Source organism: Pseudomonas sp. FW305-25, assembly GCF_017351415.1.
GTDB classification, from domain to species: domain Bacteria; phylum Pseudomonadota; class Gammaproteobacteria; order Pseudomonadales; family Pseudomonadaceae; genus Aquipseudomonas; species Aquipseudomonas chlororaphis.
This window is the reverse complement of record NZ_JACNDE010000090.1, coordinates 1-370: the sequence shown is the minus strand read 5'-3', so window position 1 is coordinate 370 and position 370 is coordinate 1. Positions and strand designations below refer to the sequence as shown.

At 65.7% G+C, this 370-nt stretch carries 1 protein-coding gene; it reads left to right on the top strand.

Annotated features, from left to right (window positions below):
* A partial coding sequence (locus J4E58_RS31810) for a hypothetical protein (protein WP_207255376.1) occupies positions 1-370 on the top strand: 370 nt, incomplete at both ends.

The window sequence follows — 370 nt, the reverse complement described above, 5'->3', positions numbered from 1 at the left end:
CGCACCCGGCGGCCAGCTCAGCAGCATCGACCTCAACGGTTCGCGCCTGACCAGCCACCAGTTCAACGCCGGCCGCGAACAGCAGCGCCAACAGGGCCTGCTGCTCAGCCAGTACCAGTACGACGAACAAGGCCGCCTGCAAGCCCACAGCGTTAGCCAGCAACGACAGGGCCAGCACCAAAACCTATACCGCCGTGCCTATGCCTACGACACCAACGGCAACCTCGCCGGCATCGACGACAGCCGCAAGGGCAACCTGCGTTATCACTATGACCCGCTGGATCGGCTGGTCAACGTCCGCGGCGCCACCCCGGAAAGCTTCACCCATGACCCGGCCGGTAACCTGCTCGGCCAAGGCGACCAGCCAGCG